We start from the raw sequence: 17,533 nt of genomic DNA on the forward strand, positions 1-17,533 counted from the left end.
GCGAATCATTATCGTTGATGTTATTCTACGTAACATCTTCGTAACGACTCCGCCTCCGCGCCATGGCTTCGCCCGCGCCCGCCGCCACGCTGTGCCAGCTCGCCCGCCAAGGGTGGCCGCTGCTCGTGGCCGCGCTGCTGACGCTGGTGCTGGGTTGGTCGGCCTTGCACGAAGGGCGCGATGGACCGGCGACCTACGGTTGGCAGGCGCACGCTGAAGAACTGCACCAGGCCATGCCGGTGCCGGCGCCGCCGGCCGACGAGTGCCCACAGCACGCGGTACCGGCACCGGAGCCGCCGCTTGATGGCGAGGGCGGCACGCCCTGCGCCGGCCTGGCACCCGCGCGCGCCGCGCTGGTCGCCCACATCCCGCTGTGGCGTTCCGACGCCCTGCGCTGGCAGCTGCACGATCCCGCGCTGCGCTTGAACCCCGGCCACGCTCCGCCCGTACCGCACGCCAGCTGAGGCGCCCTGCGGCCGTTGCCGTGCGCCTGATCGCGTTTCCAGCCAGCCGAGCATGACTCGGCTCTATCAGCCCCCTTTACGTATCGTCGCGCGGCCTGCGCGCCGGTCCACGCCCTTTCCCGATCCGAGCCACCACCCACAGCCATGACCCACATCAAGACCCGCAAGTACGCCCCGCGCGTTTCCCTGCTCGCCTCGGCCACCCTGGCCGCCGGCTTCGCGCCGCTGGCCGCGCAGGCCGCCGACAGCGCCGCCTCCGGCAACAACAAGGCCACCGACCTGGACAAGGTGCAGGTGCGCGGCAGCTGGTTCAATCCGTCCTCGCCGAAGTTCACCGCCGAGCTGCTGGACACCCCGAAGTCGGTGTCGATCGTGTCGGAGAAGCTGATTGCCGAAACCGGTGCGACCAACCTGCAGGACGCGCTGCGCATGGTGCCGGGCATCACCTTCGGTGCCGGCGAAGGCGGCAACCCGACCGGCGACCGCCCCTTCATCCGCGGCTTCGATTCGCAGAGCAACATCTTCGTCGACGGCCTGCGCGACGTCGGTTCGCAGACCCGCGAAATCTTCGACCTGGAGCAGGTGGAAGTGGTCAAGGGCCCGAGCTCGGCCTACGGCGGCCGTGATTCCGGCGGTGGCAGCCTGAACCTGGTCAGCAAGACCCCGAAGCTGAAGAACGAGACCAGCGCCAGCATGGGCATCGGTACCGACAGCTACGCGCGCGGCACCGTGGATGCCAACTACGTGCTGGGTGACGGCATCGCCGCCCGCCTGAACCTGATGAAGCACGAGTCGGACATCGCCGGCCGTGACGCCGCCAACGTCAGCCGCTGGGGCATCGCACCGTCGATCGCGTTCGGCCTGAACGGCCCGGCGCAGCTGATCGCCAGCCATTACCACATGCAGAGCGATGACCTGCCGGACGCGGGTGGTTTCCCGTACAACAATCCCTTCAGCACCGGCCCCAACGTGGCCAAGAATGGCGATGGCCGCCCGCTGGTGCCGGATCGTAACAACTACTACGGCCTGGTCGACCGTGACTTCCAGCGCACCCGCGCCGACATCAGCACCCTGGATGCCAGCTACGACTTCGGCGGCCACAAGCTGCGCAACATCGCGCGCCTGGGCAACACCAGCAACGACTACCTGTGGACCCAGCCGGACGACAGCAAGGGCAACCCGAACAACTACGGCACCTTGTGGCGCCGTACCAACACCCGCGCCGTCGACGTGAAGAGCTTCGCCGACCAGCTGGGCCTGACCGGCGCCTTCCAGACCGGCGCACTGAAGCACAGCTACAGCGCCGGCGTGGAATACAGCGACGAGAAGATGACCCGTGGCAGCTACCAGATGACGCCGGGGACCGCCAACCCGCTGGAACCCCTCGCGGCCAACAGCTCCGTGTGCCGGGTGTCCGGCGCTGCCACCAATTACAACTGCACCGACTTCAACAATCCGAACCCGAACGATCCGTGGGCGGCCGGCCAGAGCGTCTATCGCAGCGACAAGGCACAGGACGTTGAACAGCGCACCAAGACCAAGTCCGCCTACCTGTTCGACACCATCGAGCTCAATGCGCAGTGGAGCGTCAACGTCGGCCTGCGCTACGACGACTACTCCACCACCCTGCTCACCCCGGGCAGCGCCACTCCGCGCGTGCGCAACGACAACGACTTCCTGAACTACCAGGCCGGCGTAGTGTTCAAGCCAGCGGCCAACGGCAGCATCTACCTGTCCTACGGCACCTCCTCCACCCCGCCGGGCATGGACGGTGGCGACGGTTCGGACGGCCTGAATGCCGGCGTCGCCGACCTCAAGCCGCAGGACACCAAGAACCTCGAACTGGGTACCAAGTGGGACCTGCTCGACAACCGCCTGAACCTGACTGCCGCGGTCTTCCACACCGTGATGAACAACGCACGCGTGACCGTCGACAACGGCACCAGCCAGAACGCGGGCAAGAAGGAAATCAACGGCTTCGAACTGGGCTTCAACGGACAGCTGACCGATGCCTGGAGCCTGTACGGCGGCTACACCTACCTGGACTCGGAACTGAAGGACAACGGCTTCGTCTGCGCCGTGTCGGGCCGCACCTGCCCGTCCAACATCTACGTGCCGTCGCCGAACAACGGCAACGTGTTCCCGAACACCGCCAAGCACAGCGCCAACCTGTGGACCACCTACCGCTTCCCGATCGGCCTGACCGTCGGCGCCGGTGCGTTCTACTCGGACAAGCAGTACGGTGACGTTGCCAACACCAAGTGGATCCCGAGCTACACCCGCTTCGACGCGATGGCCAGCTACGCGATCCAGGACAACATCAGCCTGCAGCTGAACGTGCAGAACCTGACCGACAAGACCTACTTCACCAAGGCCTATGCCTCGCACTACGCGAGCATCGCCCCGGGTCGCTCGGCCACCCTGGCGCTGAACGTGAAGTTCTGATGTAACTTCGCTCCACCACGGCGGCAGGCTCTCCTGCCGCCGTTTTTGTTTCCGGCGATACTCACCCCATGGCTACCCGCACCCCCATCGACAGCGACGCCCTGGCCGAACTGCTGCAGCACGATCCGCAGGCGGCATTCGCGCGCGTACGCGAGGCCGCGCAGGCCGGTCAGGTCGACGCACAACTGCTGCTCGCGCAGATGCACATGGAAGGCAAAGGCACCGCGCAGGACGCCTCGGCCGCACTGCTCTGGTACGAAACCGCCGCCAACAACGGTGCGCCGATGGCGATGAACATGCTTGGCCGTTGCCATGAGCTGGGCCAGGGCACGGCGGTCGATCCCACGCTGGCAGCCGTGTGGTACCGGCGTGCGGCCGACACCGGACTGGACTGGGGCCTGTACAACCTGGCCAACCTGCTGGGCACCGGCCGCGGCGTTGCCCAGGACCGCGCGCAGGCGCTGGCGCTGTATACCCGCGCCGCGCACCTGGGCCATGCCAAGTCGATGAACCTGCTGGCCCGCCATCTCGAAGATGGCCTGGAGATCGAGCGCGACCCGCAGGCCGCGCTGGGCTGGTACCGACGTGCGGCCGAGACCGGCGATTTCCGCGGCCAGGCCAACTACGCCTCGATCCTGCTGCAGGCTGGCCAGATCGATCAGGCCGTGCACTGGTTGAAGCAGGCGCTGGCCCACGGCAGCCCGGCGTTCATGGCGCACATCGTGCCGGAGCTGGCCGCGTCCCCGCATCCGCAGGTGCGCGCCCTGGTCGCACCGTCGTCCCCCTGAGGAGTTCCGCATGCTGCTGCACATTCCCGACATCCTCAGCGCCGAGCAGCTGGCCGACGTCCGCCGCCGCCTCGATGCCGCCGACTGGACCGACGGCCGCGAGACCGTTGGCCATCTGGGCGCACAGGCCAAGCACAACCAGCAACTGCCGGAAGCCTCGCCGCTGCGCCGCGAACTGGGTGAAATCATCCTGGTCGCGCTGGCCCGGCACCCGCTGTTCTTCAGCGCGGCGCTGCCGTTGAAGTACCTGCCGCCGCGCTTCAACCGCTACAGCGGTGGTGGCACCTATGGCTTCCACGTCGATGGCGCGGTGATGAACCTGGCCAACGGCGAGCAGCTGCGCTCGGACATCTCCTGCACCCTGTTCCTGTCCGCGCCCGAGGAGTACGAGGGCGGCGAGCTGGTCATCAGCGATACCTACGGCGAGCACGAAGTGAAGCTGCCGGCCGGCGACCTGATCGTGTACCCGTCCAGCAGCCTGCACAAGGTCAATCCGGTCACCCGCGGCGCGCGCGTGGCCTCGTTCTTCTGGGTGCAGAGCATGGTCCGCGACGACGTGCAGCGCCGCCTGCTGTGGGAAATGGACGGCTCGATCGAACGCCTGCGGCAGACCGGCGGCGACGCCGAGGCGGTGCTGCAGCTGACCGGCGTGTACCACAACCTGCTGCGGCGCTGGAGCGAAGTCTGAGCCGCACACAGCCGGGCCTGCGACATCTTGGCAATCATTCTCATTTGCAACCGCTAACCGCTCTCATTACAATCTCGCCCCGTTGATGCCGGCCCCTGCCGGCAGACGTCCGGGGATTCCTGCTTGCTGCGCCCGCTTCGCCCTCGCCCACTCATCCATCGCAAGATGGGCACCGCCATGCGCGGCCAGCGTCCTGCGCTGGCCAGCCTGTTGGCGTGGGTGGCGATGCTGGCGTTGCTGCTGGGCACGCTGCCACTGCTGCCGCATGCGCCGGCGCCGATGACCGTGCAGGTGCCGCTGGAAGAGCGCGGCGGCGAAGGCCCGCTGCAGGAAGAAGCACCGGCCAAGCTGCGCCGCTGTGCCGCTGCCCCGGTGAAAGCGGCCGAGAAGGCACCTCCGCCATTGCTGCTGGCCAGCCAGTGGCTGCGCACTGAACTCGAACTCGTTCCCGCTACGCCGGCCATGCCCGGCGTGCGCCCGGACTGGCCGCTGGCAGCTCCGGACACGCCCTGGGCCGATGCGCCCGGGCGCCGCCAGCAACGCGGCCAGGCGCCGCCGCTCGCCTGAGCCACGGCCCGGCGTGACCGCGTGCGCGGTCGCCTGCGCGCGGCGCTTCCTGCCTCATTCCCGTCTGCTCCATCCCTGCTGCCCCTGACCGGGCCTTCCGTGCCTGCCGCGCCCTTCGCGCCTGGCAGTGCACCACCCTGCATCCTTCGAGGTAACTGCCATGGCCCAGTGCCATCGTGTCCGTTCGTCCCTGTCCCGCCCCCTGCTGACCAGCGCCGTGCTGGTGGCCCTGTCCGCCCCTGCCTTCGCCCACGGTGACGCCTCCGGCGCCCCGCAGACGCTGGACAAGGTGGTGGTCACCGCCTCCGGCTTCGAACAGAAGGTGATCGATGCACCGGCCAGCATCAGCGTGGTCAGCCGCGAGGAACTGAGCAAGCGCCCCTACACCAGCCTGGTCGATGCATTGCGCGACGTCGAAGGCATCGACGTCGGCCTGGAGGCCACCGACAAGAACGGCCGCGCCACCATCTCGATGCGCGGCCTGCCTTCCGAGTACACCCTGGTACTGATCGATGGCCGCCGCCAGAGCAACGTCGGCCAGCTGTACCCGAACAACTTCGGCGGTGGCCAGTTCGCCTACCTGCCGCCGCTGGATGCCATCGAGCGCATTGAAGTGGTGCGCGGCCCGATGTCCACGCTGTACGGCTCGGATGCGATGGGCGGCGTCATCAACATCATCACCCGCCGCAACCAGGACAGCTGGCACGGCGCCATCACCCAGGGCTTCACCGTGCAGCAGGACGACCAGTTCGGCGATGCACGCACCACCGACCTGTACCTCAGCGGCCCGCTGCTGAAGGATCGCCTCAGCCTGGCGGTACGCGGCAGCTACTACGACGCCAAGGCCTCCAATCCGGAATGGGAGGCGCTGACCCTGCCCGATGGCACGCTGTGGGAGCGCAGCATCGGCTTCGGTGGCGGTGGCAAGTCGGTGGCCAACACCAACTGGAACACCGGCGTTCGCCTGGACTTCCGTGTCAACGATGACCACGAGCTGTGGCTGGACTACGACGTCTCGCGGCAGAAGTACGACAACAGCGAAGGCCAGACCGGCACCCTGGACAGCCTGGCCAGCCTGTGGCGCGTCGGCAACGCGGTCATTCCCAACCCGAATGGCAGCGGCACGGTCACCCGCCGCGTGGTACAGCCGCGCGTGGGCTACACCGCCTACCAGCGCTACGAGCGCGACCAGCTGTCGCTGACCCACCAGGGCCGTTACAGCTTCGGCACCTGGCAGACCTCGCTGACCCACAGCAAGAGCAGCAACCTGGGCCGCTCGCTGCCGCTGACCCTGGACGAACGCGCCAACCTGCAGACGCTGTGGAATGACGTCTGCCGCCGCACCGGCGCCGCCAACAACTGCGCGGCCGGCCGTGGCAATGCGCTGACCGCCCTCAACCCGAGCGAAATGGCACGCCTGCAGGCGTTCCTGCCGCGCCCGCTGCGCACCATGGAACTGGAAGGCTACGTGCTCGACACGATGCTCGACCTCGACTTCGGTGCGCACAAGCTGACCGTGGGTGGCCAGTACAACGACACCGACATGATCGACGGCGTGTTCGGCATGGATGGTGCCGGCTACCGCAGCAACACCAGGCAGAAGCACCGCATGTGGGCGCTGTTCGCCGAGGACAACTGGGCGCTGACTGACACCCTGACCGCCACCTTCGGCCTGCGCTACGACGACCACAACGTGTTCGGCAGCCATGTCAGCCCTCGTGGTTACCTGGTGTGGAATGCCAGCGATGCGTGGACCTTCAAGGGTGGCGTCAGCACCGGCTACAAGACCCCGCGTCCGGACCAGCTGTTCCCCGGCATCACCGGTTTTGGTGGCCAGGGCGTGCTGCCGCTGGTGGGCTCGCCCAACCTGAAGCCGGAAACCAGCACCAACTACGAGCTGGCCGCGTATTACGAAGGCCAGCGCTGGGGCTTCAACGTCACCGGCTTCATCAACACGTTCGAAGACAAGATCGCCAGCGGCGGCACTTTCCCGAACTGCGAAGTCGCACCGGCCGGCAGCGGCTACTGCGTGGACATCGGCCCGGGCTGGGCGTCACTGGGCTACAGCGCGTTCACCCAGAGCGTGAACATCGACAAGGCCGAGACCCGTGGCGCCGAGCTTGCCGCCCACGTCGACCTGCTCGACACCCTGCAGCTGCGCGGCAACTACACCTGGACCAAGAGCGAGCAGACCAGCGGCCCCGACAAGGGACGCCCGATCGCAGGCACCACACCGGCAAAGCACATGGCCAACGCCAGCCTCAACTGGCAGATCAACGAGGCCATCAGCCTGTCGCTGATCGGCGAAGGCCGCTACGACCGCTACCGCGACACCCTGCTCGACGCCAATGGCGTCAGCCAAACCCGCTACTACGAGGACTACACCATCTTCCACCTCGGTGGCAGCTGGCAGGCCACGCCGTGGCTGACGCTGAACGCACGGGTCAACAACCTGTTCGACAAGGACTTCGTCTCGCAGTCGTGCCTGCTGATCAGCCAGAGCGAGTTCAACTGCGTGGACGACTACGCGACCAAGGACCAGCGCCGCAGCTACTGGATCTCGCTCAACGCGAAGTTCTGACCTCTGCGGGGCAGGCGCTTCATCCACGCATGGCGTGGATCTACTGGACAGCGGTAGTGCCGGCCGCTGGCCGGCATTGCCCTGCTCTGGTGGGCGCCGACCTTGGTCGGCACCGCTTCATCCACGCATGGCGTGGATCTACTGATCAGCGACGGTGCCGGCCGCCGGCCAGCGGCCGGCACTACCCGTCCAGGGATACAGAACGACACGCAATTGCGAGCTATTCTCATCAATGATGTAATGAGCAGTCCCCATCCGCCCCGAACCGTGCCGTGAGCCGCCCTGCTTCTTCCACCGTGCAGCAGCAACAGAGCCGTGGCTTCTGGCTGCGTACGCTGCACCAGTGGCACTGGATCAGCTCGGCCGTGTGCCTGATCGGCATGCTGCTGTTCGCGGTGACCGGCCTGACCCTCAACCACGCGGCGAAGATCGAGGCCAAGCCCCAGGTGCAGAACCAGCACCTGGAACTGCCGGCCGAGCTGCTCGGCCAGCTGGGCACGCGCGAGGACGGCAACGCGCCGATTCCACGCCCGGCCCGGCAATGGCTGGACGCCCAGCTGGGCATCGCCATTGGCGGACGCCCGGCCGAGTGGTCGGCCGAGGAGATCTACCTGTCGCTGCCGCGTCCCGGTGGCGACGCCTGGCTGAGCATCGATCGCGAAACGGGCGCGGTGGAGTACGAATCAACCTCGCGCGGCGTGGTGTCCTACCTCAACGACCTGCACAAGGGCCGCAACGCGGGCCCGGCGTGGGGCTGGTTCCTGGACCTGTTCGCCGTGGCCTGCCTGGTGTTCTGCATCACCGGCCTGTTCCTGCTGCACCTGCATGCGCGGCAGCGGCGCATGACCTGGCCGCTGGTCGGCCTGGGCCTGATGATCCCGCTGCTGATCGCCCTGCTGCTGATCCACTGACTTTTCCCTCGTTCCCGGAGCCGCTCCATGCGCGTCACCCTGACCATCGCCCTTAGCGGCCTGCTGGCCACCTCGCCGGCCTACGCCGCTACCCTCGACATCAACGTCGAAGTACCCAAGCTCAACGTGGCCGAGTACCACCGCCCGTATGTGGCGGTGTGGCTGGAAGGCGCCGACCAGAAGGTCGCGGCCAACCTGTCGGTCTGGTACCAGCAGACCAGCAACAGCGAAGGCCATGGCACCAAGTGGCTGCCCGACCTGCGCCAGTGGTGGCGCAAGAGCGGCCGCACCCTGCAGGTGCCGGTGGACGGCGTGACCGGCCCGACCCGCCCGGCCGGCAAGCACGCGCTGTCGTTCACCGACAAGCAGCCGGCGCTGAAGCAGCTCGCCCCGGGCAACTACACCCTGGTGGTCGAAGCGGTGCGTGAAGTCGGCGGCCGTGAACTGCTGAAGATCCCCTTCACCTGGCCGGCCACCGCCGCGCAGAGCGGCAAGGCGCAGGGCGCCACCGAACTGGGCCAGGTCACCCTCGCCGTCAAACCCTGAAAAGGGGACGGAGGGGATTAAGTCGTAATCCCCTCGCCCTTGTCGCACCACCCCGCATCCACTGGAGTCTTCCGCATGAAGCGCACGCTCGTCCTCGCCGCCGCCCTGGCCGCTGCCCTTCCCTTCTCCGCCCTGGCCCACAAGGCCTGGCTGCTGCCCTCGCAGACCGTGATCGCCGGCAACGCACCGTGGATCACCGTCGACGGCGCAGTCTCCAACGACCTGTTCTACTTCAACCACGTGCCGCTGCGCCTGGAATCGCTGGTGATCACCGCCCCGGATGGCAGCACCGTACAGCCGCAGAACGCGTCCACCGGCAAGTACCGCAGCGTGTTCGACCTCGAACTGAAGCAGCCGGGCACCTATCGCATCGCCTCGGTCAATGACGGCCTGTTCGCCACCTATGAGCAGAACGGCGAGCGCAAGCGCTGGCGCGGCAGCGTGGCCACCTTCGGTGAACTGCCGAAGGACGCGAAGAATCTGGAAGTGAGCCAGTCGATCGGCCGCGTGGAAACCTTCGTCACCAACGGTGCGCCGAATGACACCGCACTGAAGCCGACCAACCGCGGCATCGAACTGGTTGCCGTCGGCCACCCGAACGACCTGTTCGCCGGTGAGGAAGCCACCTTCCGCGTTCTGGTCGATGGCAAGCCGACCGCCGGCCTGGAGTTCGAGATCGTGCGTGGCGCCACCCGCTACCGCAATGCGCAGGACGAGCTGAAGCTGACCAGCGACGCCAAGGGCGAGATCAAGGTGACCTGGCCGGAAGCTGGCATGTACTGGCTGGAAACCGGCACCGAAGATGCCAAGACCTCGGTGAAGCAGGCCGCCAAGCGCCGCCTGAGCTACGTCGCCACGCTGGAAGTACTGCCGCAGTAATGATGCAGATCGCGATGCCGGGCCAGCCCCGGCATCGCGCCTGCGCACCACCATGACCGATACCCCGCTCGATATCGCCCGCCTCGGTGGCGCCACCATGGGCACCACCTGGAGTGTGTCGCTGGTCGCGTCGCGCCAGCGCGACCTGCATCCGCTGCACGCCGGCATCCAGGCACGCCTGGATGAGGTGGTCGCGCAGATGAGCACGTGGGAGGCCGGCTCGGACCTCAGCCGCTTCAACTGTGCCGAAGCCGGCCAGTGGTGCACGCTGCCGGCCGAGACGCGCCAGGTGCTGGCCTGCGCACAGGCCATCGCCGCCGCGAGCGACGGCGCCTTCGACCCCACCCTCGGCCCGTTGGTTGCACTGTGGGGTTTCGGTGCGCATGCCGGTGAACGCCGACACCCCGATGCCAACACCCTGCAGGCCACGCGCGACCGATGCGGCTGGCAGCGCCTGCAGTGGCAGGATGATGCGCTGCTGCAACCGGGCCGGCTGGAACTGGATCTCTCTGCGATCGCCAAGGGCTTCGGCGTCGATCACGTCGCCGCTTGGCTGCGCGCACAAGGCATCGCTGCGGCGCTGATTGAAGTCGGCGGCGAGCTGGCGGGTTATGGCCGCAAGCCCGACGGCCAGCCATGGCGCGTGCTGGTGGAATCAGCGCCGGAAGAAGACGCGCACACCGAGACCCCGCCACGCGTGCTCGCGCTGGACGGGCTTGCGGTGGCCACTTCGGGTGATCGCTGGCACCAGTACCAGGCCGATGGCCAGGCCTACAGCCACAGCCTCGACCCGCGTACCGGCATGCCGGTGCGCCAGGTTGCAGCGGCGGTGACCGTGGTCGCCGACGACGCGATGCACGCCGATGCCTGGGCCACCGCACTGACCGTGCTCGGCCGCGAGCGCGGCATGGCACTGGCCGAACGCGAAGGACTGGCCGCACGCTACCTGCAACGCGCAGCAGAAGGCCCGCGCGAATTCCTCAGCAGCGCCTTCCAGCGCCTGCTCGACGAGCAGGATGCATGAGCGCACGACCGTCGCGCGCGTGGTTCGGCAACGCTCTGGTCCTGCTTCTGCTGGCGCTGGTCGGGTGGGCGCTGCTGCGCCTGCACCTGGGCGAAGCCTGGTGGCAAGGCGCCCCCCCGATACGGCAATCGCAGATCGCGCTGATCGCCACGGCGCTGTACGCACTGGCCTGCACTGCGTTGTGGTGGCGTGGACGCCCGCGCGACGACGCCCCATCGGGCGATACCGCGCCGATCCTGCTGGTCTGGGCCAGCCAGACCGGTTTCGCCCGAGAACTGGCCGAACGCAGTGCCGAGGCCCTGCGGGGTGCCGGCGTGCCGGTGCGTGTGCGCGGACTGCATGAGGTGGACGCAGCACTGCTGACGGCCAGCCAGCGCGCGTTGTTCATCGCCAGCACCACCGGTGAGGGCGACCCGCCCGACCACGCGTTGCCGTTCCTGCGCGGGGTAATGACCACGCCACCGCCGATGCAGCACCTGCACTACGGCGTGCTCGCGCTGGGCGATCGCAGCTATGGTCACTTCTGTGGATTCGGCCATCAACTGGACCAGTGGCTGCGCCAGCACGGCGCGCATCCACTGTTCGATGCGATCGAGGTCGACAACGCCGATCCGGCGGCGCTGCGTCATTGGCAGCAGTTGCTGGGACAACTTGGCGGGGGCGCGAATGAACTGCCCGACTGGAGCCCGGCCGAGTATCAGCCGTGGACGCTGCTGCAGCGCGAGCATCTGAATCCAGGCAGCCCCGGTGGCCCGGTGTACTGGCTGCGCCTGCAGCCACCCGCTGGCGCTGCTGTGCAGTGGCAGGCCGGCGACATCGCCGAGATCGGTCCGCAGCACGCTCGCCACAGCGCGCGCGCGTGGCTGGATGCACAGGGCTTCGCTGCGGACACCGTGCTGGAAGACGGACAGACGCTGCTGGCCCGCGTCGAGCGCTCGCACCTGCCCTCACTGGTCCCTACCGGGGATCTGTCTGCGTTGCTGGCAACCCTGCAGCCGCTGCCGCATCGCGAGTACTCGATTGCCTCGGTCATGGCCGATGGCGCGGTGGAACTATTGTTGCGTCGCCAGCTGCGCGCCAATGGCACACCCGGCATCGGCAGCGGCTGGCTGTGCGATCACGCGGCCATCGGCGAACCCGTGCAGCTGCGTCTGCGCCGCAACGACAATTTCCATGGCGTCGCCGCCGATGTGCCGCTGCTGCTGATCGGCAACGGCACCGGCATCGCCGGCCTGCGCGCGCATCTGCACCAACGCGCACGCAGTGGCGCGCGCCACACCTGGCTGTTGTTCGGCGAGCGCACCGCCGCGCACGACTTCCACTTCAGGGAAGAGCTTCGGGCGATGCAGGCCGACGGCACGCTGGCGCGCCTGGATACGGTGTTCAGCCGTGACGGCGGCACGCTCCGCTATGTACAGGACCGGTTGCTGGCCGAAGCGGCAGCACTTCGCCAGTGGATCGATGACGGCGCGACAATCCTGGTCTGCGGCAGCCTGCAGGGCATGGCGCCGGCGGTGGATGCGGTGATCGAGCAGGTACTGGGTGTTGCGGGCAAGGAAGCGCTGTTGCTGGCCGGTCGTTACCGGCGCGACGTGTATTGAGGCCGCCGCACCCTGGTGGGTGCGAACCGCCTTCTGGTGGGTGCGAACCGCATTCTGGTGGGTGCGAACCGCATTCTGGTGGGTGCGAACCTTGGTTCGCACCATGACGCGGTCTCGGCGGCCGCGTCCTCGCATGGTGTGGCTCTACCCGGTCATTCCATCATCGCCGCACTCACCCGTATCGCCAGCAGTTCGCCGCCGCCCTGCACCGCATGCCGCTGCCGCTCACCGGCTGACAACCACGCCGTATCTCCGGCCTGCAACGGCGGCAAGCCGCTGTCAGCGCCAAACTCCGCCTGACCGGCCAGCAGGTGCAGCGCCCAGGCCACGCCCGGTTCGCAGAAGAAGAACATCGACCCCACCAGCGGCCGGTGCAACAGCTCGGCCTGCAGCAGATCGCGCTTCCACATCAGGTTGAAGTCGTGGGTAGTGCCATCGACCAGTTCGCCATGCAACGCCTCCTCACCGGCAAACCGCACGCGGCCATGCGGTGGCAGCACTTCGGCCACGCGGCCATCGGCAAAGCGCAGCCGCACGCCATTACCCTGCAACAGCACCAGCTCGCGCTCCACGCCGGGGAAGGCGGAGAACGCGGCATCCTGCTCGATCTCGGCCACCGACAGGCGCAGCGCCCAGTCATCACCTTGTGCCGGCAGTCGCAGGATCTCGCGGGTCCAGCCAAGTCCATTCCGCCAGCGTTCGCGACGATAGTCCAGGCTGGAAATCACCTGGCTCGGAGTGTGCAGCAGGGAGTCGATGTTCATCGGCGCATTGCATCACGCCGCGCGCCGTCGTGCATCACCGCGTGGCGAGCGTGCCCTGGCCACCACACTCGCCGCCCAGCAGCTGCGAATGCTTCAGCCAGTCCTGGTCGGGGTAGTAGGCGAACACCATCGTGCCCCCACGCAACGCGTCGATCAGCGGCTTGGCCACCGACAGGCGCACCGCCGGGCAGCCCAGGCTGCGGCCGAGCCGTCCCTGCAGCTGCGCGGTGGCCGGGTTCACGTAGGGCGCACCGTGGATGACGATCGCGCGTTCGCGCGCACGGTCGTTGAAGCCCGGCTCCAACCCGGCCAGGCGCAGCGAATAGCCGTTGCCGCCCATGTAGGTCTCCTGCGCGGTGAACGCGCCGAGGCTGGACATGAAACTGCCGTCGCGGTTGGAGAAATGCTCGGTGCGGTTGTCGCCACTGTTGCGTCCGTGCGCCACCCATTCTTCGAACAGCAGCCGCTGGTGAGCGAGGTCGAACACCCACAGGCGCGGCTCGGTGGACGGCCGCGAGTAGTCGATCACGCTGAGGCGATCACCATTGATGCCCAGCTCGGGCCGCTGCAACGCACACCGCATGGCGTGCGCCGCCAGCTGCAACACATGGCGGTCGGCCTTGGGCGCACTGCGCGACAGCAAGGCAGCCAGATCATCGGCACTGGTGGCAAGGGCGGGCGTCTGTGCCAGCGCCGGGGCGCTGGCGGAGGTCGCCAGCAGGCCGAACGCGGCCAGCCGGCACAGGCGGGATGCAGTCATGGGCACAACGGGGAGGCTCAATTACCCTTCAGGGTGGACCCTGGCGGCTCGGATTCCAAGACCGGCTGCATTCCGGATTCAGCCGGGCTTGGGCGGACCGCTGGCAGCGAGGTGACCAGCAGGGTCGTGCCCGGCACCAGCACCTGGTACAGCTGGCGGGCGAAATCGGCCGGCAGCGCCATCGGCAGCGAAGGCGTGGCCAACAGGTCCGGGGTGGCCTGGGCGCGGTCCTGGCCCAGCAGCGGATAGGCCGTCCACTGGTGCAGGCGCTGGTTCACATCCAGCGGGCTGGGGGTATCGCTGTAGCCCTGCCCCATCACGAACAGGGTGGTGCCCTGGAACGCCGGCAGGGCGTCGGCCTTCAACGGCGACTCGCCGATCATCACGCCATCGCGCAGCACGTACAGGCGCTGGTCATGCAGGCTGACCAGGATGCCGACCTGCCCGGCCGGTGCCGCGCTGTCGTTCCACCAGGCCTGCGCCGCCGCCCCGCCCTCGGTCTCCGGCAGGGCCTGGCCACGTGCGTTGACCGGCGCCAGCACCGAGGGATACGCCAGCGTCATCGGCGAGCTCTTGGCATCGGCCACCACCACGGTATCGCCGCGCTGGGTTTCGCTGAACAGCTTCTGCGCGAAGGCCTGCGGCAGGCGCACGCAGCCGTGCGAAGCCGGGTGGCCGGGCAGGCTGCCGCCATGCAGGGCGATGCCATCCCAGGTCAGCCGCTGCATGTAGGGCATTGGCGCGCTGTTGTAGAGGTTGGACCTGTGGTCCTTGTCCTTCTGCAGGATGGTGAACACGCCGGTCGGTGTCTCGTGCCCGGCCTTGCCCGAACTGATCGTGGTCAGGCCGATGGCGATGCCGTTGCGGTACACGTAGGCCCGCTGCTCATCCAGGCTGACCACCAGCACGATCGGGCCAGTCGGCGAGATTTCCGGATGCCACAGGAATTCGCCCGGCTTGAGGTCGGTCGGCCCGCGCACGTCTGCGGTGCTGGCGGCAGCAGCAGTCGGTTTGGCCGCCGGCGTCGGCGCAGCGGCGTGGGCCAGCAGCGGCAGGGCCAGCGCAAGGGCGAGCATCAGGGTCGTGGGGCGGCGCGGAAGCATCCAGCGGTGTCCTTTCCATGCGGAGCGGCCACCGTACACCATCGGCCCGTGGTGGCCGCGGCAAAACCGGGCGCCGGAAATGAAACTGCCCGGCGACACAGCCATGTGTCGTACCGGGCAATCGTTACGTCCTTGTCGGCCTGCTGCCGCCCCCTCGCATCCTGCGCTGTGGGGGTAGCGTTGCATCCTGCACGCGGCCGCGTCTGTCCTGCTTGTATCTCAGCCCCTTCCACAGGTCTGTGATGCCACCATCCTGGTGATTGGTGCCGCGTCCTGCGGCGGTCGGTGGTCACGGCCATCCTGTCCGTGTCCGGTGAACCAGCCTCCTGCCGGTTCCGACGATTCCTGCTGTCAGCGCCTGGGTACGGTCCGCACCGGTACCGATCCGGGTACCGGATCCGCTGGCAACAACCTGTTGCCTACGGTGATCCGCTGCCGATTCCGTTCGACGATTGCTGTCCCTATCCCCTTCACCTGCGTCAGGTCCTCGACGCGGTGAAACGGGCCGTGTCTGCGCCGGTGCTCGACGATCGCCTCGGCCTTGGCGGCTCCGACCATCGTCAATCCCTGCTGCAGCGCCTGTGCATCGGCGCGGTTGATGTCGATCAGTTCGGCGGCATGTGCCCCCGCGATCCCCATCATCAGCACCAGTGCCCTCAACACGACAAACCAAGGCACGACGTGTATCTCCTTGTGGTTCTGGCTGCCCCGACCGGCATTCCCGTCGGTCGAAACAGTGTCCGTCACCACATGTGCACAGCCTATCGGTTTCCCGCATTTCCGTAAGCCAGCCAAATACCCGACGTGATGTAGGAAAAACCCTACCCCCAGCACAGGCGTAGAATGGCCGGATCACAGCCCATGCAACCGGAGTTTCAGATGGACAGCGCCAAGCTCGGCCAATTCGTCAATGACAAGTGGGACAGCGAGATCGTCCCGCAATTGGTCGACTACATCCGCATTCCCAACAAGTCGCCGATGTTCGACGCCAATTGGGTGCAGAACGGCTACATGGAACAGGCGGTCACCCTGATGGAGAACTGGGCCAAGGCACAGCAGCTGCCCGGCCTGAAGGTCGAGGTGGTGCGCCTGGAAGGCCGTACCCCGCTGATCTTCCTGGAAATTCCGGCCACCGGCGGCGAAACCGGCGACGACACCATCCTGCTCTACGGCCACCTGGACAAGCAGCCGGAAATGACCGGCTGGGACGACGACCTCGGCCCGTGGACCCCGGTCCTGCGCGGCGACAAGCTGTACGGCCGCGGCGGCGCCGACGACGGCTACGCCATCTTCGGCTCGCTGGCCGCCGTGCTGGCGCTGCAGGCCCAGGGCCTGCCGCACGCCCGCTGCGTGGTGCTGATCGAAGCCTGTGAAGAATCGGGCAGCTACGACCTGCCGGCCTACGTCGACCACCTGGCCGACCGCATCGGCAAGCCGTCGCTGGTGGTCTGCCTGGATTCGGGCTGCGCCAACTACGACCAGCTGTGGTGCACCACCTCGCTGCGCGGCCTGACCGGCGGCAACTTCACCGTGAAGGTGCTCAACGAAGGCGTGCATTCCGGCGATGCCTCCGGCGTGATCCCGTCCAGCTTCCGCCTGCTGCGCCAGATCCTGTCGCGCATCGAGGACCAGGACACCGGCCGCATCCTGATCGACGGCATGAACGTGGAAATCCCGGCCGAGCGCCAGGCCCAGGCCAAGCGCGCCGCCGAAGTGGTCGATACCGAGATCTTCGAGAAGTTCCCGATGGTCGATGGCCTGCGCCCGATGAACGAAGACCTGACCGAGCTGGTGCTCAACCGCACCTGGCGCCCGGCGCTGTCGGTCACCGGCGTGGGCGGCATGCCGGCGCTGGAATCGGCCGGCAACGTGCTGCGCCCGCAGACCTCGGTGAAGCTGTCGCTGCGCCTGCCGCCGACCGCCGATGGCAAGACCTGCGGCGAACTGCTGAAGGAAGCGCTGCTGCGCGATCCGCCGAATGGCGCCCATGTCACCCTGGACCTGGAAAAGGCCTCCACCGGCTGGAACGCTCCGGCCATGGCACCGTGGCTGACCCAGGCCATCGACGACGCCAGCCAGGCCTTCTTCGGCAAGCCTGCGATGTACATGGGCGAAGGCGGCTCGATCCCGTTCATGGGCATGCTGGGCGAGAAATTCCCGGGTGCCCAGTTCATGATCACCGGCGTGCTCGGCCCGCACTCCAATGCGCATGGCCCGAACGAGTTCCTGCACATTCCGATGGGCAAGAAGGTCACCGCCTGCGTGTCCAAGGTGATCAGCGAGCACTACGCCGCCAGCCTGCGCGGCGAGACCAGCGGTTCGCCGGTGGCCGCCGACAGCGGCACCCGCCACGGCGACCACGGCTGCTGCTGATCCGGCGCCCGTGACGGACGCAGCCTGGCCTTGCTAGGC

16 protein-coding genes are annotated in these 17,533 nt (G+C 67.7%); 12 read left to right on the top strand and 4 right to left on the bottom strand.

The features are described 5' to 3' along the window. Positions 1-62: 62 nt before the first annotated feature. The 11 genes from SSKA14_RS19120 (at position 63) to SSKA14_RS19170 (ending at position 12,494) form a co-directional block, all read left to right on the top strand. A complete protein-coding gene (locus tag SSKA14_RS19120; protein ID WP_008265081.1) occupies positions 63-464 on the top strand; it encodes a hypothetical protein in 402 nt (133 codons plus the stop codon). A 144-nt stretch (positions 465-608) separates the two neighbouring features. After that, complete coding sequence (locus SSKA14_RS19125) at positions 609-2,909, top strand: TonB-dependent siderophore receptor (protein WP_008267796.1); 2,301 nt, start codon at positions 609-611, stop codon at positions 2,907-2,909. A 68-nt stretch (positions 2,910-2,977) separates the two neighbouring features. After that, positions 2,978-3,697: a tetratricopeptide repeat protein gene (locus SSKA14_RS19130; protein WP_008266263.1), complete on the top strand. Its 720-nt coding sequence runs from the start codon at positions 2,978-2,980 to the stop codon at positions 3,695-3,697. A gap of 10 nt (positions 3,698-3,707) precedes the next feature. Further along, a complete protein-coding gene (locus SSKA14_RS19135; RefSeq protein ID WP_008268079.1) occupies positions 3,708-4,385 on the top strand; it encodes a Fe2+-dependent dioxygenase in 678 nt (225 codons plus the stop codon). A 165-nt stretch (positions 4,386-4,550) separates the two neighbouring features. Next, a complete protein-coding gene (locus SSKA14_RS19140) occupies positions 4,551-4,952 on the top strand; it encodes a hypothetical protein (RefSeq protein WP_008266371.1) in 402 nt (133 codons plus the stop codon). A 160-nt stretch (positions 4,953-5,112) separates the two neighbouring features. After that, on the top strand, positions 5,113-7,533 hold the full coding sequence (locus SSKA14_RS19145; RefSeq protein WP_040008594.1) for a TonB-dependent receptor: 2,421 nt from the start codon (positions 5,113-5,115) through the stop codon (positions 7,531-7,533). A 272-nt stretch (positions 7,534-7,805) separates the two neighbouring features. After that, on the top strand, positions 7,806-8,444 hold the full coding sequence (locus SSKA14_RS19150) for a PepSY-associated TM helix domain-containing protein (RefSeq protein WP_008266800.1): 639 nt from the start codon (positions 7,806-7,808) through the stop codon (positions 8,442-8,444). A 27-nt stretch (positions 8,445-8,471) separates the two neighbouring features. Then, positions 8,472-8,990, top strand: coding sequence for a DUF2271 domain-containing protein (locus SSKA14_RS19155; protein WP_008268596.1), 519 nt, complete (start codon positions 8,472-8,474; stop codon positions 8,988-8,990). 75 nt (positions 8,991-9,065) lie between these two features. Beyond that, the gene (locus SSKA14_RS19160; RefSeq protein WP_008266296.1) at positions 9,066-9,869 is read left to right on the top strand and encodes a DUF4198 domain-containing protein; all 804 of its coding nucleotides are present in this window, start codon (positions 9,066-9,068) and stop codon (positions 9,867-9,869) included. Positions 9,870-9,921: 52 nt separating this feature from the next. Further along, positions 9,922-10,893, top strand: coding sequence for an FAD:protein FMN transferase (locus SSKA14_RS19165; protein WP_008266525.1), 972 nt, complete (start codon positions 9,922-9,924; stop codon positions 10,891-10,893). Beyond that, positions 10,890-12,494 (top strand): sulfite reductase subunit alpha, encoded by a 1,605-nt coding sequence (locus SSKA14_RS19170; RefSeq protein ID WP_008266581.1) that lies wholly within the window; start codon positions 10,890-10,892, stop codon positions 12,492-12,494. Before SSKA14_RS19165 ends, SSKA14_RS19170 begins: the two co-directional genes overlap by 4 nt. Before the next feature lie 152 nt (positions 12,495-12,646). On the opposite strand, the gene SSKA14_RS19175 is transcribed toward SSKA14_RS19170, so the two are convergent. The 4 genes from SSKA14_RS19175 to SSKA14_RS19190 all read right to left on the bottom strand — a co-directional run bounded on the left by SSKA14_RS19175 (position 12,647) and on the right by SSKA14_RS19190 (position 15,871). Further along, the gene (locus tag SSKA14_RS19175) at positions 12,647-13,258 is read right to left on the bottom strand and encodes a HutD family protein (protein ID WP_008266394.1); all 612 of its coding nucleotides are present in this window, start codon (positions 13,256-13,258) and stop codon (positions 12,647-12,649) included. A 34-nt stretch (positions 13,259-13,292) separates the two neighbouring features. Then, positions 13,293-14,018: a murein L,D-transpeptidase catalytic domain family protein gene (locus tag SSKA14_RS19180; protein WP_008265772.1), complete on the bottom strand. Its 726-nt coding sequence runs from the start codon at positions 14,016-14,018 to the stop codon at positions 13,293-13,295. A 17-nt stretch (positions 14,019-14,035) separates the two neighbouring features. Continuing rightward, positions 14,036-15,121, bottom strand: a complete 1,086-nt coding sequence (locus SSKA14_RS19185; RefSeq protein WP_040008597.1) for a L,D-transpeptidase — start codon at positions 15,119-15,121, stop codon at positions 14,036-14,038. Between the two features lie 351 nt (positions 15,122-15,472). Then, entirely contained in the window at positions 15,473-15,871 is a 399-nt protein-coding gene (locus tag SSKA14_RS19190; protein WP_050413390.1) for a ComEA family DNA-binding protein, read from the bottom strand. A 129-nt stretch (positions 15,872-16,000) separates the two neighbouring features. On the opposite strand from SSKA14_RS19190, the gene SSKA14_RS19195 reads away from it, so the two are divergent. Continuing rightward, positions 16,001-17,494: a M20 family metallopeptidase gene (locus SSKA14_RS19195; protein WP_040008599.1), complete on the top strand. Its 1,494-nt coding sequence runs from the start codon at positions 16,001-16,003 to the stop codon at positions 17,492-17,494. Positions 17,495-17,533 lie beyond the last annotated feature (39 nt).

Source organism: Stenotrophomonas sp. SKA14 (assembly GCF_000158575.1).
Lineage (GTDB): Bacteria > Pseudomonadota > Gammaproteobacteria > Xanthomonadales > Xanthomonadaceae > Stenotrophomonas > Stenotrophomonas forensis.